The organism is Paraburkholderia sp. J11-2, assembly GCF_905220185.1.
Lineage (GTDB): Bacteria > Pseudomonadota > Gammaproteobacteria > Burkholderiales > Burkholderiaceae > Paraburkholderia.
In genome coordinates, this window is record NZ_CAJMYY010000015.1 from 88,756 (window position 1) to 110,246 (window position 21,491).

The 21,491-nt window shown below is 64.7% G+C and carries 18 protein-coding genes and 1 tRNA gene; 11 read left to right on the forward strand and 8 right to left on the reverse strand.

Annotated elements, in window-relative coordinates; genetic code table 11:
* Nucleotides 1-60: 60 nt before the first annotated feature.
* Nucleotides 61-1,209 (reverse strand): galactonate dehydratase, encoded by a 1,149-nt coding sequence (gene dgoD / locus U5A57_RS21690; RefSeq protein ID WP_158758581.1) that lies wholly within the window; start codon nucleotides 1,207-1,209, stop codon nucleotides 61-63.
* A gap of 100 nt (nucleotides 1,210-1,309) precedes the next feature.
* On the opposite strand from dgoD, the gene U5A57_RS21695 reads away from it, so the two are divergent.
* Nucleotides 1,310-2,023, forward strand: coding sequence for a FadR/GntR family transcriptional regulator (locus U5A57_RS21695; RefSeq protein WP_321913828.1), 714 nt, complete (start codon nucleotides 1,310-1,312; stop codon nucleotides 2,021-2,023).
* Nucleotides 2,024-2,185: 162 nt separating this feature from the next.
* Nucleotides 2,186-3,202, forward strand: a complete 1,017-nt coding sequence (locus tag U5A57_RS21700; protein ID WP_321913721.1) for a sensor domain-containing diguanylate cyclase — start codon at nucleotides 2,186-2,188, stop codon at nucleotides 3,200-3,202.
* 55 nt (nucleotides 3,203-3,257) lie between these two features.
* Here U5A57_RS21700 and U5A57_RS21705 read toward each other — a convergent pair whose 3' ends face one another.
* The 3 genes from U5A57_RS21705 to U5A57_RS21715 all read right to left on the reverse strand — a co-directional run bounded on the left by U5A57_RS21705 (nucleotide 3,258) and on the right by U5A57_RS21715 (nucleotide 6,949).
* Complete coding sequence (locus tag U5A57_RS21705) at nucleotides 3,258-4,349, reverse strand: M14 family metallopeptidase (protein WP_321913722.1); 1,092 nt, start codon at nucleotides 4,347-4,349, stop codon at nucleotides 3,258-3,260.
* Between the two features lie 6 nt (nucleotides 4,350-4,355).
* Entirely contained in the window at nucleotides 4,356-5,546 is a 1,191-nt protein-coding gene (locus tag U5A57_RS21710) for a M20 aminoacylase family protein (protein WP_321913723.1), read from the reverse strand.
* A 77-nt stretch (nucleotides 5,547-5,623) separates the two neighbouring features.
* Nucleotides 5,624-6,949, reverse strand: coding sequence for an MFS transporter (locus U5A57_RS21715; protein ID WP_321913724.1), 1,326 nt, complete (start codon nucleotides 6,947-6,949; stop codon nucleotides 5,624-5,626).
* A 134-nt stretch (nucleotides 6,950-7,083) separates the two neighbouring features.
* On the opposite strand from U5A57_RS21715, the gene U5A57_RS21720 reads away from it, so the two are divergent.
* Nucleotides 7,084-7,956: a LysR family transcriptional regulator gene (locus tag U5A57_RS21720; protein WP_321913725.1), complete on the forward strand. Its 873-nt coding sequence runs from the start codon at nucleotides 7,084-7,086 to the stop codon at nucleotides 7,954-7,956.
* A gap of 78 nt (nucleotides 7,957-8,034) precedes the next feature.
* On the opposite strand, the gene U5A57_RS21725 is transcribed toward U5A57_RS21720, so the two are convergent.
* From U5A57_RS21725 to U5A57_RS21740, 4 genes are all read right to left on the reverse strand, one after another.
* Nucleotides 8,035-8,111: transfer RNA gene (locus U5A57_RS21725), tRNA-Met, on the reverse strand.
* Between the two features lie 111 nt (nucleotides 8,112-8,222).
* On the reverse strand, nucleotides 8,223-9,881 hold the full coding sequence (locus tag U5A57_RS21730; RefSeq protein WP_321913726.1) for an MFS transporter: 1,659 nt from the start codon (nucleotides 9,879-9,881) through the stop codon (nucleotides 8,223-8,225).
* Between the two features lie 322 nt (nucleotides 9,882-10,203).
* Complete coding sequence (locus U5A57_RS21735) at nucleotides 10,204-11,844, reverse strand: sensor histidine kinase (RefSeq protein ID WP_321913727.1); 1,641 nt, start codon at nucleotides 11,842-11,844, stop codon at nucleotides 10,204-10,206.
* Between the two features lie 12 nt (nucleotides 11,845-11,856).
* Nucleotides 11,857-12,621 carry a response regulator transcription factor gene (locus U5A57_RS21740; protein ID WP_321913728.1) on the reverse strand — a complete coding sequence of 255 codons (765 nt, stop codon included), beginning with the start codon at nucleotides 12,619-12,621 and terminating at the stop codon, nucleotides 11,857-11,859.
* Between the two features lie 236 nt (nucleotides 12,622-12,857).
* On the opposite strand from U5A57_RS21740, the gene recA reads away from it, so the two are divergent.
* The 8 genes from recA to U5A57_RS21780 all read left to right on the forward strand — a co-directional run bounded on the left by recA (nucleotide 12,858) and on the right by U5A57_RS21780 (nucleotide 21,471).
* Nucleotides 12,858-13,934 carry a recombinase RecA gene (gene recA / locus U5A57_RS21745; RefSeq protein ID WP_321913729.1) on the forward strand — a complete coding sequence of 359 codons (1,077 nt, stop codon included), beginning with the start codon at nucleotides 12,858-12,860 and terminating at the stop codon, nucleotides 13,932-13,934.
* 152 nt (nucleotides 13,935-14,086) lie between these two features.
* Nucleotides 14,087-14,869 (forward strand): recombination regulator RecX, encoded by a 783-nt coding sequence (gene recX, locus U5A57_RS21750; RefSeq protein WP_321913730.1) that lies wholly within the window; start codon nucleotides 14,087-14,089, stop codon nucleotides 14,867-14,869.
* 119 nt (nucleotides 14,870-14,988) lie between these two features.
* Complete coding sequence (locus tag U5A57_RS21755) at nucleotides 14,989-15,684, forward strand: DUF2889 domain-containing protein (protein ID WP_321913731.1); 696 nt, start codon at nucleotides 14,989-14,991, stop codon at nucleotides 15,682-15,684.
* 50 nt (nucleotides 15,685-15,734) lie between these two features.
* Entirely contained in the window at nucleotides 15,735-16,901 is a 1,167-nt protein-coding gene (gene sucC / locus U5A57_RS21760) for an ADP-forming succinate--CoA ligase subunit beta (RefSeq protein WP_321913732.1), read from the forward strand.
* Between the two features lie 98 nt (nucleotides 16,902-16,999).
* Nucleotides 17,000-17,881, forward strand: a complete 882-nt coding sequence (sucD, locus tag U5A57_RS21765; protein ID WP_069262862.1) for a succinate--CoA ligase subunit alpha — start codon at nucleotides 17,000-17,002, stop codon at nucleotides 17,879-17,881.
* A 184-nt stretch (nucleotides 17,882-18,065) separates the two neighbouring features.
* Nucleotides 18,066-18,788, forward strand: a complete 723-nt coding sequence (locus tag U5A57_RS21770; protein ID WP_321913733.1) for a TerC family protein — start codon at nucleotides 18,066-18,068, stop codon at nucleotides 18,786-18,788.
* Nucleotides 18,789-18,921: 133 nt separating this feature from the next.
* On the forward strand, nucleotides 18,922-19,533 hold the full coding sequence (locus U5A57_RS21775) for a pilin (RefSeq protein ID WP_321913734.1): 612 nt from the start codon (nucleotides 18,922-18,924) through the stop codon (nucleotides 19,531-19,533).
* A gap of 99 nt (nucleotides 19,534-19,632) precedes the next feature.
* Nucleotides 19,633-21,471, forward strand: a complete 1,839-nt coding sequence (locus U5A57_RS21780; RefSeq protein ID WP_321913735.1) for a PglL family O-oligosaccharyltransferase — start codon at nucleotides 19,633-19,635, stop codon at nucleotides 21,469-21,471.
* The last annotated feature ends 20 nt before the right edge of the window (nucleotides 21,472-21,491 follow it).

The following is a 21,491-nucleotide window of genomic DNA, read 5'->3' on the forward strand; positions in this document are numbered from 1 at the left end:
GTGCGGCGTTAAGCGCATCACGTTACGTTGCGTGCCGCGCATTTGACGTTCATCCTCGCATCACCATTCGGCGACGCTGCCATCCTCGTGACGCCACACCGGATTGCGCCAGCGGTGACCGGTCTTCGCCATCTCGCGCACCTTCTCCTCGTTCACGTCGATGCCAAGACCCGGGCCTTGCGGAATCGAAACGAAGCCGTCTTCGTACTTGAAGACTTCGGGATTCCTGATGTAGTCGAGCAGGTCGTTGCCCTTGTTGTAGTGAATGCCGAGGCTTTGCTCCTGGATGAACGCGTTGTAGCTCACCGCGTCGATCTGCAGACAGGTGGCGAGCGCGATCGGGCCGAGCGGGCAGTGCAGCGCGAGCGCGACGTCATAGGCTTCGGCCATGGCGGCGATCTTGCGGCATTCGGTAATGCCGCCCGCGTGCGAAGCGTCGGGCTGGATGATGTCGACGTAACCGCCCGCGAGAATGTGCTTGAAATCCCAGCGCGAATAGAGACGCTCGCCCAGCGCGATCGGCGTGCTGGTCTGGTTGACGATGTCGCGCAGCGCCTCGACGTTTTCGGAGAGCACCGGCTCTTCGATGAACATGAGCTTGAACGGATCGAGTTCCTTGGCGAGCACCTTGGCCATGGGCTTGTGCACGCGGCCATGGAAGTCCACGCCAATGCCGACGTTCGGGCCCACGGCCTCGCGCACGGCCGCGACGTTGTTGATGACGCCTTGCACCTTGTCGAACGTGTCGATGATCTGCAGCTCTTCAGAGCCGTTCATCTTCACGGCCTTGAAGCCGCGCTCGACCACGGCGCGCGCGTTGTTGGCGACGTCGCTCGGACGGTCGCCGCCAATCCACGAATACACCTTGATCTTGTCGCGCACCTGGCCGCCGAGCAGCGCGTGAACGGGCACGCCATGATGCTTGCCCTTGATGTCCCAGAGCGCCTGATCGACACCCGCGATGGCGCTCATCGAGATCGGGCCACCGCGATAGAAGCCCGCGCGATACATCACCTGCCAGTGGTCCTCGATCAACAGCGGGTCTTTGCCGATCAGATAGTCGGCGAGTTCATCGACAGCGGCAGCGACCGTGTGCGCGCGGCCTTCGACGATCGGCTCACCCCAGCCGACGATCCCCTCGTCCGTTTCGATCTTCAGAAAGAGCCAGCGCGGCGGGACGACGAAGGTTTCGAGCTTGGTGATTTTCATGCGGTGTCTCCAGATAGGGCGCACGGCACGGACGGATGCCCGGCGCGTCTCGGAGCACATGCTACTGCAAAATTCGCCTTAAAGTGCTATTAATAGTATTATTTCGTGTCGATTCCCAATATCCAGGAGAACAGCCATTCAGCGCGATCTGCACGGCACGGTGGCCTTCGAACTCGGCAGCGCGATCCTGCGCGGCGACCACGCGCCCGGCGCGGTCCTGCCGCGCGAGGCTGAGCTCATGGCGCGCTTCGACGTGAGCCGCACGGTGCTGCGCGAGGCGTTGCGCACGCTCACGTCCAAAGGGCTCGTGGAGTCGCGGCCGAAAGTGGGCACGCGCGTGCGCGAGCGCGCCGCATGGAACCTGCTCGATGCCGACGTGCTCGACTGGTACGCGCGCGTGGCGCCGCCGCTCGCGTTCGCGCTCAAGCTCCAGGAAATGCGCGAAATGATCGAGCCATTCGCGGCCGGGCTGGCCGCGAGCGCGCACGATGCCGATGCGCTGGCGTCGATCGCCGCCGCGCACGAAGCCATGGCCGAGGCGCGCAATGTGGACGAATGGGTGCGCGCGGACCTGCGCTTTCACCTTGCGGTGCTGGGGGCGTGCCGCAACGAATTGCTGGTGCCGCTCGGCACGCTGATCGAGCGCACGCTCGAAGGCCAGTTGCGCGTGAATGCGAAGCGCGCCGACGTGTTCAACGCGGCGCTGCCCGACCACACGCTCGTATACGACGCGATCGCGCAGCGCGACGCGCTTGCGGCGAGCCGCGCGATGGCGGCGCTGTTGCGCGTGACGCGCGAGCGTATCGAAGGCTGAGTGGATGCGCCCGCAACGAATTGCAGCAAGGCGCCGCGAATCGAAGATGTGAAACGTTTGCGCTGGCGCAATTAACAACGTTTGCTATGCTTTAGCACGATCCAACGGCGCTTCGGCTTTCAGCGCCGTCAGCAAGTCAAAGGCACGGCTAACGGTCAAGCGATGAAGAACAACGAAGCGAAAGACACGCAACTGGACAACGCAACCCTGCTGGAAATCATCAAGGCGCAGTCGGACATCGCGAAGCTCGGGCTCGATCTCGGCGGCGTGATGGCCTACGTGGCCGAGCGCACCGAGCAGCTCACAGGTGCGCACGGTGCCGTCGTCGAACTCGCCGAAGGCGAGGACATGGTGTACCGCGCGGCTTCGGGCAGCGTCGCGAACCTGCTCGGTTTGCGCCTTGCACGCGAGACGAGCCTGTCGGGCATGTGCGTGCGCGAGGGCGAGATCCTGCGCTGCGACGACGCCGAAACCGACCCGCGCGTGGATCGCGAAGCCTGCCGCCGCGCCGGCCTGCGCTCGATGATCGTCACGCCGCTCAAGCACCTCGAGACGACCGTTGGCGTTTTGAAAGTCACGCATGCGGAAGTGAATGCTTTCAACGACGAGGACATCCGCACGCTCTCGCTGATGTCCGAGCTCATCGCCGCGGCCATGTTCCATGCCGCGCGGCACGAGACGAGCGAGCTTTATTTGCGTGCAACGCACGACGCGCTCACAGGGCTGCCTAATCGCGCGCTCTTCTACGATCGCTTGCGTCAGTCGGTGGATCTCGCCGTGCGTTCGTCGGGCGGACTCGGCGTGCTCAATCTCGACATGGATGGCCTCAAGCCGATCAACGACTGCTACGGCCATCGCGCCGGCGACGCGGCGATCCGGGAGACCGCGACGCGCATCGCTCGCCACAGCCGCCGCGTGGACACGGCCGCGCGCGTGGGCGGCGACGAATTCGCAGTGATCTTGCCCGGCATCGCGGGGCGCGGGGATGCGGAGGCATACAGCCGCCGGCTTGTGGACACGGTGGGCGAGCCATTCGAGTTCGAAGGGAACCGCATCGATCTCGGTGTGAGCGTAGGCGTGGCCATCCTGCCCGAAGACGGCACCGAGATGACGGCGCTGATCGAATACGCCGATCGTTCGATGTACGAAACGAAGCGCGAGCGCAAGCGCGTGCGATGAGCGCCGCAGTGGCGCTCGAAACTCGCTAAGACGATATAGCGGCCGTTAGCGGCAGTTAACGCCCGCCGACAGGCATCCGCGAAAGGCCGAGCACCCCTTGCAGGATGGCCGCGCGCGACTGCCCGAGAATCTGCCCTTGCCAGAGCGGGTCATCGAAGCAGAACGCCGCGCGGATCTGCTCGCGAATGCCTGCGGCTTCCGGCGCGTCCGGATGGCGGCGCACCCACACATCGGCGCGCAACATATTCAACATCGGCACTAGCGGCACGGTGCCGAACTCGATCGCGATCGCCGTTGTCTGCGCGCGCGGGCAGGTCGTGCGCAGCGTGTCGAGAATCGGGCCTCCCACGTTCGACGCGATCGTCGAGCCGTCGAGCGGGCTTGCCACGTCGGCGCCCCACCAGGCACGCGCACGCTGCAGTTCCGCCACATCGATGCGGCCCACGCAGATCTTCTCGCCATGTCCGGCCGGACCGAGGCCGGTATGAAAGTCGATCCAGCCGATCTGCTCGCACTGGCCCGCGTGTTGCGCGAGCAGCGTCTGCAGCAGGCGGGTGCTCCATACGTGCCGCTCGCCGCCATAGAAAAGGCCGTCGGCATGATGGTACTGGCCGGTTGTCAGCGCGCGTTGATAGGCCGGTTCGCCGTGGCTCGCAATGTAGCTCGCGATTGCCTCGGCGTTGCTGTCCGAAGGCGGCCATTGCGCAGGCACCAGCAGCGTGTGCAGCGCCTCATAATCCTCGTTGTACGGCACCGCACGCGTGAAATCGATGCTGTTGCGATTGAGGTCGACGTTGTCCTCGTTCGTGCGCGAGAGCCACGAGAAGCCATACGGGTTGATCGCATGCACGACGAACACCGCCACGCCGAGCGCGGTGAGGCGCGCCTGCAGCGCGGCATCGCCGAGCAAGGCCGTTTGCGCCGCGCTCCCGCAAAACCCTTCGACGCCATGCGTGCCGGACGTCAGCACGAGCAGGCGCTTCGCGTTCGCGGGGCCGAGCCGGACGACGTCGGTTGCGAGCGCCTCGCCTTCGCGTCCCTCCATTTCAGGGATGACGTGGCTCGCGAGCGCCAGGCCGCGTGAGGCGGCGGCGCCCATGAACCGGGCGCGCGCCTCGCTGTAGGTGGTGGAGAACAGGGAAGGCATGAGCGCTTATTTCGTGAGGAAGGCCTCGACGAGGCGCACCCAGTACGTCGATCCCAGCGTGAGCACGTCGTCGTTGAAATCGTAGCTCGTGTTGTGCAGCATGCACGGGCCGAGGCCGTGGCCATGCGCGCGATGGTCGCCGGTGCCATTGCCGATATACGCGTAGCAGCCCGGGCGCTCGAGCAGGAAGAACGAAAAGTCCTCCGCGCCCATGGTCGGGTCGATATTGCGCACCACATGGTTCGCCCCGACGACTTCCTTCATGACGTCGAGCGCGAAGTGCGTCTCGGCCTCGGTGTTGACCGTCGGCGGATAGTTGCGGTGGAACGAAAACTCCACCGTGCAACCGTAAGCGGCCGCCGTCGCCTCCGAGAACTCGCGCATGCGCTTCTCGATCAGATCGAGTACCTCGAGCGAGAACGTGCGCACCGTGCCGGCCAGCGTCGCCGTGTCGGGAATCACGTTGACGGCCTCGCCAGCCTGCATCTGCGTGATCGAGAGCACGGCGGCGTCGATCGGGCGCTTGTTGCGCGTCATGATGCTTTGCAGGCCCGTGCCGATCTGCATGGCGGTCAGTACAGGGTCGATGCCGTCTTGCGGAATGGCGGCGTGCGCGCCCGTTCCCTTCACGACGATGCGAAACTCGTTGCTCGACGCCTGGGTCGCGCCCACGCGTGCGCCGAAGCTGCCTGCAGCGAGGCCCGGCCAGTTGTGCAGGGCGAACACCGCATCGACGGGAAACTTCTCGAAGAGGCCGTCTTCGAGCATGGCCTTCGCGCCGCCGCCGCCTTCCTCGGCGGGCTGGAAAATGAACACCACGGTGCCGTCGAAATGGCGATGCTGCGACAGATGCTGTGCCGCGCCGAGCAGCATCGCGGTGTGGCCGTCGTGCCCGCACGCGTGCATCTTGCCCGCGTGCTTCGATGCGTGCGCGAACGTGTTGAGCTCCTGGATCGGCAGCGCGTCCATGTCCGCGCGCAGGCCAATGGTTTTCGTGCCGGTGCCGTTGCGCAGCACGCCGACGACGCCGGTCTTGCCGAGACCGCGCGTGACCTCGATGCCCCACGATTCGAGCCGTTCGGCGACGAGCGCGGACGTGCGATCTTCTTCGTAGCGCAATTCGGGGTGGGCGTGGATGTCGCGGCGAATGGCCTGCAGTTCGGCTTCGGCTGCGGCGATTTCGGCGATGATGGTCATGAGACTCCCTTCGTTTCGGTGATGATGCGTGCGAGCCGTACGCGGGACGGCTGCGCGATGGATGGTGAATGCGCTGCCTATAGCAAAGGCTGGCGCGAGCGGTCTTTCAGCAAGAGCAGGGTGATGAGGCCAACGGCTGCGCCGAAGAGGCCGTAGTAGACGACCGAGAGCTTGTCGCCGGTCCAGCCGATCAGCAGCGTGGCGATCGCGCCGGCGAAGCCGCCGAAGATCATCACCGCAAAGTTGTAGCCAATGGCGAGCGACGTGGCGCGCACGCGCGCCGGAAACAGTTCGCAGACGAAGGCGCAGTACGCGCCCTGAAAGAGGCCGAGCGAAAGCATCAGGCAGCACTGCACGAAGATCAGCACAGGCAGCGTGGGCACGGCGCTCACGAGCCGGAAGAGCGGATACGCGACGATCAGGCTGATCACCGCCGAGGCCACCATCGGCTTCTTGCGGCCAACGGCGTCCGAGATGCGGCCCGAAGCGAGCGTGCCGACGATATACGCAACCGCGGCGCACAGCGAAGCGATCACCGAGCTTTGGAACGACACGCCGAGCGAGCGCGTGGCATAGCTCGGCATGTAGTAGTAGAAGAGGTACGTGCCGATCGTGCCGTATATCGTCAGGCCGAAGCCCGCGAGCACCTGACGCCAGTGCGAAACCAGCGATTCGAGAAAAGGCGAGCGTTTCGGGCGCGTCGCGTGGCGCGCGTCGCTGAACACCGGCGACTCGTCGAGGCGTGAGCGCACGTACAGCCCTACGGGCACGATGAGGAGGCCAATCGCGAACGGGATGCGCCAGCCAAACGCGCTGATCTGCTCGGCCGTGAGCGTCTGCGTGATGGCGACGCTCACCGCCGCGCCAAGCAGCATGGCGCAGGCCTGCGCGATCATCTGGAAGCTGCCGTACACGCCACGGCGTTCCACAGGCGCGTGCTCGACCAGAAACGCCGTCGCGCTGCCCACTTCGCCGCCCGCCGAAAAGCCCTGCAGAAAGCGCCCGACGAGCATGAGAATCGGCGCCGCGAGGCCGATCTGCGCGTAGGTGGGCGCGAGCGTGATGACGGCCACGCCGAGCGCCATCACGAAGATCGTGATGAGCAGGGCGGCCTTGCGGCCGTGCCGGTCCGCATAGTTGCCGAGCACGATGCCGCCGAGCGGGCGCGTGAGGAAGCCGACGCCGAACGTGGTCCACGTTGCGAGCAGCGCGGCCGTGGGATTCTCGCTCGGGAAGAACTGCTTCGCGATCACCGCTGCGAAGAAGGTGAACACAGTGAAGTCGAACCACTCGAGCGCATTGCCGATGGTTGCGACCGCAATCACACGCAGGTCGATACGGCGCGCCGCGCTTTGGGTGTGTGCCGGCGTGGCTGCACCGGCCGTTTCAATTGAGAACCCCATCCGGACGTCTCCTCCAGTTGTTGGTCTGACTGGCTTTCGTGTGGAATCATTCTGGTTGCGCAGACAATCAAAAAAAAGTGATATTTTCTGAAATGCGACTTCAGAAATTTTGATGAATTGGGGGACATGAACCCGTGAGTACGTTGCGAATGCTGCGCACGTTCGACGCCATCGCCCGATACGGCTCGTTTGCGCTCGCCGCCGAGCACCTGTCGCTGACCCAGTCGGCGATCAGCATGCAGATGCGCTCGCTCGAGGAAACCTTCGGCCAGCAGCTGTTCGACCGGGCAGGGCGCACGGTCGTGCTCAACGCCATGGGCAAGGCGCTGCTGCCGCATGCCCAGGCGATGCTCGCGCAGTACGAGGCGATGCGCATGCTGGCGGCGGGAGTCGAAGCGCAGACGGGGCCGGTCACGATCGGCGCGGTGGAGTCGGCCGTGAGCGCGCTCGCTCAGGCCGTGGCGAAACTGAAGACGGCGCGGCCGAGTCTCGAGATCCGCATCGTGACGGCGAGGTCGATCGAACTCGCCGCGCAACTCGACGCGGGCGAGATCGATTGCGCCGTGCTCGTCGATACGCCGGGGCGGCGCTTGGCGCGTGTGCGCTGGACGCCGCTGTACACCGAGCCTGTTGTCGCGCTGGTGCCTGCGAGCCTGAAATCGGGTTCGGTAGCGCAACTGCTGAGCAACGAACGGTTCCTGCGCTTCGACAGCACGCAGCGAACAGGCATCCTGATCGACCGTGCCTTGCGCAAGCGGCGTTACAAGGTCAACGTGTTTCTCGAACTCAGTTCACTGGAAGGCGTAGCGGCGCTGGTGAGGCAAGGTGTGGGCGTGACTGTCGTGCCGCTCTTGCGCAACGCCAACTGGGCGCACGATGAGGCCCTGCGCGTGCTGTCCTTGCCGGGCGAGACGGAATTTCGCAGCGTGGGGATGCTCGAGCGCGCGGAGCACGAGAAGCAGCACATCACGGCGTTGATCGCGCAACAGCTCGTGGCGGCGGTTTGATGGGGGGATTGGTGGGGGATTGGGCGGAGAAAAGAAAAAAGCCGCTGTCCTTGTGGGACAGCGGCTTTCTTTTGCAACTGGTGGCGAATCAGGGATTCGAACCCCGGACCTGCGGATTATGATTCCGTCGCTCTAACCGGCTGAGCTAATTCGCCGAAGAAAAGAATTATCGCTACTCGGCCCGAAGCTGTCAACCCCCTTCGTCATCTTTTTTGCAGAGAAGGCAGTCGCCGGGCGAGAAGCCCCGCCCGGCGGCGTTCACAGCCTCAATCCTGCGCGTAGATATCCGAGTCCTTGGTTTCCTTCACGAACAGCATGCCGATCACGAAGGTGCCCAGCGCGATGATGATCGGATACCAGAGGCCCGAGTAGATATCGCCGCGCGCCGCCACGATCGCGAAGGCGGTCGCCGGCAGGAAGCCGCCGAACCAGCCATTGCCGATGTGATAGGGCAGCGACATCGAGGTGTAGCGGATGCGTGTCGGGAACATCTCCACCAGCATCGCCGCGATCGGCCCGTACACCATGGTCACGAAGATCACGAGGATCGTCAGCATCACCACGGTCATCGGCCAGTTGAGCTGCGCCGGGTCGGCCTTGAGCGGATAGCCCGCCGCTTTCAGCGTGGCCGCGAGCGTCTTCTCGAACAGCGCACCGGCTTCCTTGGCGCCCGGCGCCCGGCCGTCAAACGTGTCGATGGTCGTGTCGCCCACCTTGATCTGCGCGAGCGTGCCAGCCGGAGCGGCCACGTTCTCGTAGTTCAGGCCAGCCTTCGAGAGCGCGCTCTTGGCGATGTCGCACGAGCTCGTGAACTTCGAGGTGCCAACCGGGTTGAACTGGAACGAGCATTCGGCCGGATTCGCGATCACGACGATCGGCGCGCGCTGCGTCGCGGCTTCGAGCGCCGGGTTCGCGTAGTGCGTGATTGCCTTGAAGATCGGGAAGTAGGTGAGCGCCGCGATCAGGCAGCCAGCCATGATGATGGGCTTGCGGCCGATCTTGTCCGAAAGCGCGCCGAAGAACAGGAAGCACGGCGTGCCGATCAGCAGCGCCAGCGCGATCAGGATGTTGGCGCTGGCGCCGTCCACCTTCAGCGTTTGCGTGAGGAAGAAGAGCGCGTAGAACTGGCCCGTGTACCAGACCACGGCCTGGCCAGCCGTGAGGCCGAAGAGGGCGAGCAGCACGACCTTGAGGTTCTTCCACTGGCCGAACGCTTCTTTGATCGGCGCCTTCGAGACCTTGCCTTCCGCCTTGATGCGCTTGAACGCCGGCGATTCGTCGAGTTGCAGACGGATCCACACCGAAACGGCGAGCAGCAGGATCGAGGCGACGAACGGAATGCGCCAGGCCCATGCGGCGAACTGCTCTTCGCCGACGAACGTGCGCACGCCGAGGATCACGAGCAGCGAGAGGAAGAGGCCAAGCGTGGCGGTCGTCTGGATCCACGCGGTGTAGAAACCGCGACGTCCGGGCGGCGAATGTTCAGCGACATACGTCGCGGCGCCGCCGTACTCGCCGCCGAGCGCGAGACCCTGCAGCAGACGCATGGCGATGAAGATCACCGGCGACGCAATGCCGATTGCGGCGTAGCCGGGCAGGAAACCGACCACGAAGGTCGAGAGACCCATGATGACGATCGTGACGAGGAACGTGTGTTTGCGGCCCACGAGGTCGCCGAGGCGCCCGAACACGATCGCGCCGAACGGGCGCACGGCAAAGCCGGCTGCGAAGCCGAGCAGTGTGAAGATGAAGCCGGCCGTGGGATTGACGCCGGAAAAGAAGCTCTTGCTGATGAAGGCCGCGAGCGAGCCGGCCAGGTAGAAGTCGTACCACTCGAACACGGTGCCGAGCGACGACGCGAAGATCACGCGTTTTTCGTCGCGGGTCATCGGCGCGTGCGAGACTTGTCCGCCAACGGTTGCCATAGATGTCTCCAGTATTGATATGCGTGTGGTCCGTCGGGCAGGCGACGCTAAAGACCCGCGGTCCTGCGGAGCATTATTGGAATGGAAACTTACGGGCTTCTGACGCGCGTGTGGGTTTCTGAGGGAGGTGTCGGAGTGGGGTCTAATCAGTTATGTTCGGCAAACTATTCGATAAGTTCGCGCATTGATGGTCAAATGTCTTTTAACGCGCGAAATTGAGTTTGCGTATTGCGTATCGGATAAGGGTAAGTCCCATCCCGCTTTTCTGACGTGATCCGTCAGTTTCCGGGTGGTTTTGCCGCCCAAGCGGCGGCGATGCCGCTCAAGCTTTCGCGCGCAGCCGCAGCGTCACGCGCACGAGCGTCCCGGCGAGTCGCGGCGTGTCTTGATAGACGTGATCGTCGATGGCGAGCGTGCCGCCGTGCATCGTGGCGATCTCGCGCACGATCGCGAGCCCGAGACCGCTGCCTTCGCCGTCGCGCCCGAGAATGCGGTAGAAGCGCTCGAACACGCGCTCGCGCTCGGCGGCAGGAATGCCCATACCCGTGTCTTCCACTTCGAGATGGACCACGCCCGCCGCGGGTTCCGGCCGCACGCGCACGGTAATGCGCCCGCCCGCAGGCGTATAGCGGATCGCGTTGTCGATGAGGTTCGAGAGCATCTCGCGCAGCATCACCGGGTTGCCGTCCACTTCGACGCGCGCCACCGCTCCGTCCTCGTCCTGCTCGCTCCCGTACGCCGTTTCGGGGCCTTCGTAGCCGAGGTCCATCTGTTTGGCGAGCGCCGGCTGCACCCAGTCGCGCACGGCGTGGCGCGCCACGTCCGCCACGTCGACCGGCGTGAAGATCTGCCCGGACATGCGGTTTTCCGCGCGCGCGAGTGCGAGCAGCTGCGTGACGAGCCGCGCGGCGTGCTCGGAGCTTGTCGCGATCTGCTCGAGCGAGCGGTGCACTTCGGCAGGCGCGTCCTGGCGCAGCGCGAGTTCGGCCTGGGTGCGCAGACCCGCGAGCGGCGTCTTCATCTGATGGGCGGCGTCGGCGATAAAGCGCTTTTGCAGCTCCATGTTCTGTTCGAGCCGCGTGAGCAGGTCGTTGAACGAGGTGACGAGCGGCTCGATTTCGGGCGGCGCGCGGCGCGCTTCGAGCGGCGAAAGATCGTCGGGGCGGCGCATGCGGATGTTCGACTGCAGCGCGTGCAACGGCGCGAGGCCCCGCGAGAGACCGAACCACACGAGCAGGATCGCGAGCGGCAGGATCACGAACTGAGGCAGGATCACGCCTTTGATGATGTCGTTGGCCAGTTGGCGGCGCTTGTCGAGCGTTTCTGCGACCTGCACGAGCACCGGTTGACCCGGCCGGTCGCCGGCGCTCAGGTGCGTCGGCTCCACTGTTGTATAGGCGACGCGGATGTCGATGCCACGCAGCGTGTCGTCGCGGAACTCGACGAGACCGGGCGGCGGGCGGTCGTCGTCGTGCGGCAGCGGCATGTCGCGATCGCCGCCAATCAGCTCGCCGCGGCTGCCGAGCACCTGGTAGAACACGCTGTCTACGTTGTCGGCGCGCAGGAAGTCGCGCGTGGAGGCGGGCAGTGTGAGTTCGGCCACGCCGTTGACGGGCTGGATCTGGCGCGCGAGCACATAGGCGTCGGTTTCGAGCGCGCGGTCGAAGGGGCCGTTGGCGATCGACTTCGCCACGAGATACGTGACCGCGATGCTCATCGGCCAGAGCAGCAGCAAGGGCGCGAGCATCCAGTCGAGAATCTCGCCGAAAAGCGAGCGCGGGCGCGCCTCGGCGGCGGCTTCGGCTTCGTCGGGCGGGGCGAACGGGTTGGCGTAGCGGGCGTCGCGCGCGTCGTCGTCGAGGGCGTCGGCCGTGAATGCGGACGCGCCCGATGTGTTTTCGCCGGCTGTGCTCGCGGCGCCCTTGGGCGGCACGGCGCGCGCGATGGGAGGACGCCCGGCCATCTTCGACTCCGCCTATTTGAAATAGTGGCTGGCGGGCATCGCCGGCGTGGCGTCGGGTGTGCCGGTCTCGGCGCGTGTGCCTGGCTGGCTCGCGCCGGCGTGCGTTTCCTTCGCCTCCTTTTCGAGGCAGTAGCCCAGTCCGCGCACCGTCACGATGCGCACGCCGCCGGTTTCCAGCTTCTTGCGCAGCCGGTGCACGTAGACTTCGATGGCGTTGTTGCTGACTTCCTCGCCCCACTCGCACAGGTGATCGACGAGTTGCTCCTTCGACACGAGCCGCCCGAGCCGCTGCAGCAGCACTTCGAGTACGCCCAGTTCGCGCGCCGAAAGATCGAGCACCTGGTCATTGATGCGCGCGATGCGCCCCACCTGGTCATACGAGAGTGCGCCATGCCGCACCACGGTCGGGCCGCCGCCCGCGCCGCGCCGCGTGAGCGCACGCACGCGCGCTTCGAGCTCGTTGAGCGCGAAGGGCTTGGCCATGTAGTCGTCGGCGCCGAGGTCGAGGCCTTTCACGCGCTCGTCCACACTGTCGGCGGCGGTGAGGATCAGCACGGGCAGGTTGGAATTGCGCGCGCGCAAACGGCGCAGCACTTCGAGGCCCGGCATTTTCGGCAGGCCCAGATCGAGGATCAAGAGGTCGAACGACTGCATCGACAAGGCAGTATCGGCATCCACGCCGCTACGCACGTGATCAACGGCATAGCCCGATTGGCGGAGTGATCTCACGAGCCCGTCCGCGAGTATGCTGTCGTCTTCGGCAATGAGGATTCGCATGTTGCGCCAACGTCGCTTTCGAGGCCCTTTGACCTCGTAGCACCGGCGCCGCGCCGCGTCTTTGAAGGCGCGGCCAGGCGACGCGCGGCGGTCTCCCGAAATTCGCGGTTCTGGATCGCCAGAAAGGCTTGCCAAAACCACTGTTTTTTTATACAGTGTCTGCGTTCGTGTGCATTAGCCCGAATGAGGCGTGCGCATGGTCACGAGACGCCGTTCATCATAGCAAAGGACGATTCATGGAAGATAGCAAGAAAGGCTCGGCTGGGCTGACTGCTGAAAAGAGCAAGGCGCTGGCCGCCGCGCTCGCGCAGATCGAAAAGCAGTTCGGCAAGGGGTCGATCATGCGACTCGGCGACGGCGAAGCGGTCGAGGACATCCAGGTAGTCTCCACCGGTTCGCTCGGCCTCGACATCGCGCTTGGCGTGGGCGGTTTGCCGCGCGGCCGCGTGGTCGAGATCTACGGTCCGGAATCGTCGGGCAAGACCACGCTCACGCTGCAGGTGATCGCCGAAATGCAGAAGCTCGGCGGCACGGCGGCGTTCATCGACGCGGAACACGCGCTCGACGTGCAATACGCCGCCAAGCTCGGCGTGAACGTGCCTGAACTGCTCATCTCGCAGCCGGACACGGGCGAGCAGGCGCTCGAAATCACCGACGCGCTGGTGCGCTCGGGCTCGATCGACATGATCGTGATCGACTCGGTCGCGGCGCTCGTGCCGAAGGCCGAAATCGAAGGTGAAATGGGCGACTCGCTGCCGGGTCTGCAGGCGCGTCTGATGTCGCAGGCGCTGCGCAAGCTCACCGGCACGATCAAGAAGACGAACTGCATGGTGATCTTCATTAACCAGATCCGCATGAAGATCGGCGTGATGTTCGGCAACCCGGAAACCACCACGGGCGGCAACGCACTCAAGTTCTACTCGTCGGTGCGTCTGGACATTCGCCGCATTGGCTCGATCAAGAAGAACGACGAAGTCATCGGCAGCGAAACGCGCGTGAAGGTTGTGAAGAACAAGGTCTCGCCGCCGTTCCGCGAAGCCGTGTTCGACATTCTGTACGGCGAAGGCATCTCGCGTCAGGGCGAAATCGTCGACCTCGGCGTGCAGGCCAAGATCGTCGACAAGGCGGGTGCGTGGTACAGCTATAACGGCGAGCGCATTGGCCAGGGCAAGGACAACGCACGCGAATTCCTGCGCGAGAACTCGGACATCGCTCGTGAGATCGAAAACCGCATCCGCGAATCGCTGGGCGTGAGCACGATGCCGGCCGGCGTCGACAATTCCGGCGAAGTCGAAGTCGCCGACGAAGAGTAAATTCTTCAGGCTCTCGTAGATAAGGCAAGCTGATGCGCAAGGGCGGGTCACCTACGTCCTCGCCGTCCGGCGATCAGGCTAACTCGCGTGCGGGTTCGCCTGCTGACCGGGGTGCCGAGCGGCGCCCCGCCGTGAAGCCTGCCGACGCACGCATGAGCCGTTCAAGCCGCGACGCCCAGGCGGGCGATCGCGGCTTTGCGCATTCTGGCGCGCCATATTCCGCGCCCGCCGATCTCAGCGACGATGGCGGCGCGGTCTTCGAAGTGCCGTTCGAGGCTTTCTTCGGCGGGACCAATGAATCGGCGGAAAACGCGTCATCAGAGCCGCCGCCGTTCGAAACATCATTCAAGCGCTCGCGCCGTGGGCCTGGCGAAACCGCTCGCGAATCCAGCGCACCGCAAGCCGATCAATACGAGCGCAGCTCGGTCACCCGTGCCGCACGCGCGAGCGAGCGCGAAAAAGCATCCACGGCAAAGCAGCGGCCCGAGCGCTCCCTCAAGGGTCGCGCGCTCGGCTATCTTTCGCGCCGCGAATACAGCCGCGCCGAACTTTCGCGCAAGCTCGTGCCGTACACCGAAGACGCCGACGCACTCGAAGCGCTGCTCGATTCGCTCGAGCGCGAAGGCTGGCTCTCCGACGCGCGCTTTGCCGAAAGCGTCGTGCACCGGCGCGCGGCGCGCGTGGGGGCAGGGCGTATCGTGAGCGAACTCAAGCGCCACGCCGTGGGCGACGCGCTCATCGAAGAGGTGAGCACGCAACTGCGTGAGACCGAACTCGCGCGCGCCCGCACGGTCTGGCAGAAGAAGTACGGGCAGTTGCCCGAAACGCCCGCCGAACGCGCGCGCCAGGCGCGCTTTCTCGCGGCACGGGGCTTCTCGATGTCGATCATCGGGAAGATCCTCAAGGGAATCGAGGAAGACTGGTCCGACAATTGAGCCGGCCGTCTCGAAAAATCCGTACAGACATGTCCACGCCAGGCCTGTGTGTTCGCGGCTGTCTCAAATACCCGGTATGTTAAAATCGCGAGGTTTTCCAATCCGGTCTTACCTTTAGCATGCCGCTTTCTCCGCCCGTGCCCCGCCAGTTGCGCCACCAGCGCGCCATTCGGGCGGTTGCCTATGAGCGCGAAGACGGCCTGTGGGACATCGACGCGTGCCTGACCGACCACAAGCCACGCGACGTGCCGCTCGCCGCCGGTGTCCGGCCCAATGGTCTGCCGATCCATGAACTCTGGCTGCGCATTACGATCGATCGCAAGCTCAACGTCGTCGACGCAGAAGCGTCGTCCGACTGGGTGCCTTACGACGGTCAGTGCCAGAACGCTCATCCCGCCTATCGGGCCCTTATCGGGCTCAATCTCCTCCAGAACTTCCGCCGCGAAGCGGGCCGGCTCCTCGCCGGCACGGTTGGCTGCACGCACCTCACAGAAATGTTGGGCGTATTGCCGACCGCAGCGATCCAGGCGTTCGTTGGAGAAGTGTGGGACACATCGAATGGCTCGCCGGGTGAAGCGCCCGGACCGGAACACGGCAAGACCGCCGGAGGCATTGAGGCCGACGGTGAAAAGCCGCCCTTCCAGCTTGGCCGCTGCCATGCGCTGCGGTTCGACGGGGAGGCGGTGAAGCAGTTTTATCCGCGCTGGTATGGCCATGTGCCGCGTTCAATAGAGCGCGGCGCTGAAACCCCCAGCGTGCGCGACAGCCGGAGCCCGGGCCAAGAGGGCAGGGCCGACGCCGTCTCGCATGAATAACAACAGCGGAATCGAAGTTCACTCCAACTCTCAGACTGAAGGAATCACGCATGAAGATTCACGAGTACCAGGGTAAGGAAATCCTGCGGAAATTCGGAGTCGCCGTCCCGCGCGGCATCCCGGTGTTTTCGGTGGATGACGCGGTCAAGGCCGCTGAAGAGCTGGGCGGTCCGGTTTGGGTCGTCAAGGCACAGATCCACGCAGGTGGCCGCGGCAAGGGCGGCGGCGTGAAGGTTGCGAAGTCGCTGGAACAGGTCCGCGAATACGCGAACCAGATCCTCGGCATGCAGCTCGTTACGCACCAGACCGGTCCGGAAGGCCAGAAGGTCAAGCGTCTGCTGATCGAAGAAGGCGCTGACATCAAGCAAGAACTGTATGTCAGCCTCGTCGTCGATCGCGTGTCGCAGAAGATCGTGCTGATGGGTTCGAGCGAAGGCGGCATGGACATCGAAGAAGTCGCCGAAAAGCACCCGGAGCTGATCCACAAGGTCATCGTCGAGCCGTCGACGGGTCTGCTGGACGCCCAGGCTGACGACCTCGCCGCGAAGATCGGCGTGCCGGCTGCTTCGATTCCGCAAGCGCGTGAAGTCCTGAAGGGCCTGTACAAGGCATTCTGGGAAACCGACGCGTCGCTGGCCGAAATCAACCCGCTGAACGTCTCGAGCAACGGCACCGTGACCGCACTCGACGCGAAGTTCAACTTCGACTCGAACGCGCTGGCACGTCACCCGGAAATCGTCGCGTACCGCGATCTGGACGAAGAAGATCCGGCTGAAATCGAAGCGTCGAAGTTCGACCTCGCGTACATCTCGCTCGACGGCAACATCGGCTGTCTCGTGAACGGCGCGGGCCTCGCCATGGCCACGATGGACACCATCAAGCTGTTCGGCGGCGAGCCGGCGAACTTCCTGGACGTGGGCGGTGGCGCCACGACCGAGAAGGTCACCGAAGCGTTCAAGCTCATGCTCAAGAACCCGGACCTGAAGGCGATCCTCGTGAACATCTTCGGCGGCATCATGCGCTGCGACGTGATCGCAGAAGGCGTGATCGCGGGTTCGAAGGCCGTGAACCTGAATGTGCCGCTCGTCGTGCGCATGAAGGGCACGAACGAGGACCTCGGCAAGAAGATGCTGGCCGATTCGGGCCTACCGATCATCTCGGCAGACAGCATGGAAGAGGCTGCGCAGAAGGTTGTCGCAGCTGCCGAAGGCAAGTAATTTTCACCGGACACGAATGGCGTGATGCCGGCGCGAACACCGCAACGCAAGAAGCGGTCTGGCGCGACGCATAACGCCAAACGAACAGAGGTCAATACATGTCGATTCTGATCAACAAAGACACCAAGGTCATCACGCAGGGCATCACCGGCAAGACCGGTCAGTTCCACACCCGCGCTTGCCGTGAGTACGCGAACGGCCGCGAAGCGTTCGTCGCTGGCGTGAACCCGAAGAAGGCCGGCGAAGATTTCGAAGGCATTCCTATCTACGCGAACGTGCGTGAAGCGAAGGATGCTACCGGCGCGACCGTTTCGGTCATTTATGTGCCGCCGGCAGGCGCTGCCGCTGCGATCTGGGAAGCCGTCGAGGCCGACCTCGATCTCGCGATCTGTATCACGGAAGGCATTCCGGTTCGCGACATGATCGAAGTGAAGGACCGTATGCGCCGCGAAGGCCGCAAGACGCTGCTCCTCGGCCCGAACTGCCCCGGCACGATCACGCCGGACGAGCTGAAGATCGGCATCATGCCGGGTCACATCCACCGCAAGGGCCGCATCGGCGTCGTGTCGCGTTCGGGCACGCTGACGTATGAAGCGGTTGCCCAGCTGACCGCGATCGGCCTCGGCCAATCGTCGGCAGTCGGTATCGGCGGCGACCCGATCAACGGTCTGAAGCACATCGACGTCATGAAGATGTTCAACGACGATCCGGATACGGACGCCGTGATCATGATCGGCGAAATCGGCGGTCCGGACGAAGCCAATGCCGCCGAGTGGATCAAGGACAACATGAAGAAGCCGGTGGTTGGCTTCATCGCGGGCGTCACGGCGCCTCCGGGCAAGCGCATGGGCCACGCCGGCGCGCTGATCTCGGGCGGTGCGGACACGGCCGACGCGAAGCTGGAAATCATGGACGCGTGCGGCATCAAGGTCACGCGCAATCCGTCGGAAATGGGTCGTCTGCTGAAGGCGATGCTGTAAATTCGAAATACACTGGCGCTTGTGCATCATGCATGCGCGGGCGGCCAGCGTTTTTTGATATGCTTGCGGAATCCTTTCACGAGGTTTCCGAACAAAAAGCGAGGGAGCCAGTCATGGCCTCCTCGCTTTTTTATTTGGCTCGATATCTGAGCCCATCCTGAATTCCGGCTGAGTTTTCGTTTCCATGCTCGAGTTTTTCGCGACGCTCCACTGGGGCGCGGTCATCCAGATCATCGTCATCGACATCCTGCTCGGTGGTGACAACGCCGTGGTGATCGCGCTCGCCTGCCGCGACCTGCCTGCGCAGCAGCGCATGCGCGGCATTCTGTGGGGCACCGCCGGCGCGATCGCGCTGCGCGTGGTGCTGATCGCCTTCGCTGTCGTGCTGCTCAACGTGCCGTTCCTCAAGTTCACGGGCGGCCTGCTGCTGCTGTGGATTGGTGTGCGGCTGCTCGCGCCCAGTCATCTCGAGCACGCCAACGTGAAGCCCGCCGACAAGCTGGTGGGCGCGATCAAGACGATCATCGTCGCCGACGCGGTGATGAGCCTCGACAACGTGGTCGCGATTGCGGGCGCCGCCGAATCCGCCGATCCGCAACACCGCATTGCGCTCGTGATCTTCGGGCTGATGGTGAGCATTCCGCTCATCGTGTGGGGCAGCCAGCTTGTGCTCAAGCTGCTCGACCGCTACCCGGTGATCATCACGCTCGGCGCGGCGCTGCTCGGCTGGATCGCGGGCGGACTCATCATCAACGATCCCGCCGGCGACCGCTGGCCGCTGCTCGATACGCCCGCGGCCGAGTACGGCATGTGCGTGGCCGGGGCGGTGTTCGTCGTTGCGCTCGGGACCTGGCTCAGGCGCCGCAACGCGCGGCGGGCCGCGGCGCAAGGGCCGCAATCCCACTGAGCACTGAGCGCGCATGGCTGTGCCATTGCGCCTAGGCCATCTGGCCGACTGATGGGCAAACCGGGCCGCCGATACGATCAAGACGCCTGTTCACGACTGTGAGCAGGCGTTTCTTGTTTCAGGAGCCCTGACGATGACCGTATCTGCATTTCCCTTGAGCCCGCCGCCGGGCAACCACTGCGCGTGTTTCGCCCGTCTCTCGCGCCTCGCAAGCCTTGCCTCCCGCTGGACCGCACGTGGCTTCACGCTGATCGAACTGATGATCGTGCTCGCGATCGTCGGCGTGATCGCCGCTTACGCCATTCCCGCCTACCAGGACTACCTCGCCCGCAGCCGCGTAGGGGAGGGTCTCTCGCTCGCGGCTTCCGCGCGGCTTGCCGTGGCGGAGAACGCCGCGAGCGGCAACGCGTTCGGCGCGGGCTACACGGTGCCGCCCGCCACACGCAACATCGAGTCGCTGCATGTCGACGATACGACCGGTCAGATCACCGTCGCCTTCACCTCGCGCGTGGCGCCCGAGGGCAGCAATACGATCGTGCTCGTGCCTTCGGTGCCGGACAACGCCGATGCGCCCACCGCGCGCGTCGCGCTCGCGCAGGGCAGCGTGCAGGGCGGCACGCTCACGTGGGAGTGCTTCGCAGCGGGCAAGACGGCTTCCTCGCTCGGCGCGCCCGGAGCGGGCCCGTCGCCGGCGGACGCCGCAACGCTGGCGGGCAATCTTGCACCGCCGGAGTGCCGCGCGTAGGGGTTGCGCGTGGGTGCGGGTGCGGTCGAACCGGCTGCACCCGCACAGCGGGGGAAAAGTTTTGTATAGTGCCCGGTTGCTGAACGGCCCCGCCCAACCATGCCTTCCAATTTTGCGCGTTACCTTACGTTCGTCTTGCTGGCCCTCGCGTTGACGCTGCCTTATGCGGTCGTCAACCACACCTATCCGATTCCCACGTTCTATGCGGAATTCGTTGCACTGACACTTTATGTGCTGATGGGTGCTGCCACGTTGTTGCTCGTTCGCCCGGCGCGCTCGGGCGAGGGCTTCGCGTCGCCCACGGTCGCGCTCGTGCCGCTTTTATTCGGCCTGCTGCTGGTCGTGCAGACGTTCGCGTTGCCGCTCGCCGAGCCCTCGATGAACTGGCTCGGCGCGGGCTACCTGCTCGCCGCCGTGCTGGCGACGCACGCGGGCTACACCATCACGCGCGCGCGCCTCATGCAGTCGGCGCTCGTGTGGGGGGCGTTCGCGCTGCAGATCGGCGGCCTTTTCGCCGTATTCACCCAGGTGATCCAGCTCTTTCACCTGGAAACGAAGGTCACGCCGCTCGTGGTTGCGTACAACATAACGGTGGATCGCCGGCCGTTCGGCAACATGGCACAGGCCAATCACCTGGCCACGTATATCGCCTTTGCGATGGCCGGTGCGATGTACCTTGCGCTCACGCGGCGTCTGAACATTCTGCTCTGGGGCGTGCTGACCGCGATCTATTCCGGTGGCCTCGCGCTCACGGTGTCGCGCGGGCCGTGGCTGCAGATGGGCGTGATTTTCGTCGCGGGCCTGTGGATCGCGTTCGCGGGCTGCCGTACCGAAGCAGGCGAGGGGCGCAGCTTCGGTGCGCAAGGCCAGGCGTCGGCGGGTTCGGGCCACAAGCCCGGTGGCGTGCGCGCCTGGATCATTCCGGTCGTGCTCGTGCTGATCTTTTTCGGCATGAATGCGTTCGTGCGCTGGGCCAACGTCCACTACGGCCTGGACCTTGCTCAGTCGGCCGCCGAGCGCATGAAGGACGCGAGCCAGATCGCGCCGCGCCTCGCGCTGTGGCGCTACGGCTGGACGATGTTCAAGTCGCATCCGGTGCTGGGCGTCGGCTGGGGCGATTTTCCGATGCATCAGTTCGAGCTGGTCCGCTCGCTTGGCGGCGTCGAGATCGCCAATAACGCGCACGATATTTTCCTCGACCTGCTCGCGAAGACCGGCATCGTCGGCCTTGCCATCGTCGTGATCGGGCTCGTCGCGTGGTTCGTGCGTGGGCTGCGCGCGCCGCACACCGCCGAGCGCGTATTCGGCTTCATGCTGATCGGCGTGCTCGTTATGCATGCGCTCGTCGAGTATCCGCAGCAGTACATGTTCTTCCTGCTGCCGGCGATGTTCGTTTTCGGCCTGTTGGAGACCAAGCCGCTGCGTATTCTGCCGTCGCGCGTCTCGCTCGGCGTGTATGCGGTGATCGTGTTCGGCGGCGTCGCGGCGCTGTACCCGGTGCTGCGCGACTACAACCGCGCCGAGGTGCTCTATTACGGGCAGCATCCGGCACGCGACTACGGCGACGACCCTTCGCGCCTGTTCGGCGCCTGGGGCGACTACGGCATGGCGACGCTGTTGCCGATGAATGCCGCGAGCCTTTCGAGCAAGCTTTACGCGCACCAGCGCGCCATCGCGCTGCTGCCCGGAGAAACGGTGCTGCGCCGCTACGCCGTTTTGCAGGCGCTGGATGGCGATACGGCGGGCGCATTCGATACGGTGGAGCGCCTGCGCATTTTCGCGATGGAACTGCACGACTGGCCGACCCAGCTCGCTTCGCTCTATGGCTTGCTCGACGAGCAGCCCACGCTTGCGGACTTCAAGGCGCAACTCGTGAAGAAATATGGCACGCCAGCGAAGTCGGTCGAAGAAGACGACGAGGACGATTCGGACGACTAAGCCTCAAGGCGCGCGCATGA